We start from the raw sequence: 584 nt of genomic DNA on the forward strand, positions 1-584 counted from the left end.
AGTCTTTGATTTCCTTCGCCGCGGCAGCAGAACGTTGCGATAAGGTACGAACCTCTCCAGCAACGACAGCAAAGCCACGGCCTTGCTCACCAGCTCTTGCGGCTTCAACCGCAGCATTCAAGGCGAGGAGGTTGGTCTGGAAGGCAATTTCATCGATCACGCCGATAATGTCGTTGATCTTGTTGCTAGATTCCATTATTTCACGCATCGCACTAACGGCACCTTGAACAACTTCACCGCCTTGCTCCGCTTTACCCTTCGCATCGCTTGCCATAGTGTTTGACTCGGAGGCATTTTCCGACGTTTGTTTTNCGGTGGCTGTAATTTGCTCCATGCTGGAAGCGGTTTCTTCCAGTGAGCTGGCTTGCGATTCGGTTCGTCGACTTAAGTCATCGGAGCCTTCCGCGACTTCTTGTGAAGAAGTGCGAACCGTTTCTGAGGCGATTTGAATGCGTGTTAGCACTTCACTTAGTTTGGTAACGCTGTTATTTGCATTGTTTTTGATGGCAAGTAACTCGCCCTTGTAATTGTTTTCGATACTCTTGGTGAGATCACCTTCAGACATTGCTTCAAATATCACGCCG

Annotated in this window: 1 protein-coding gene; it reads right to left on the bottom strand. The window is 49.2% G+C overall.

Annotated features, from left to right (window positions below):
- The coding region (locus tag A3735_RS28560) for a methyl-accepting chemotaxis protein (RefSeq protein ID WP_304440040.1) at positions 1-565 on the bottom strand (565 nt) is incomplete at its 3' end.
- Positions 566-584 lie beyond the last annotated feature (19 nt).

The organism is Oleiphilus sp. HI0061 (genome assembly GCF_001635675.1).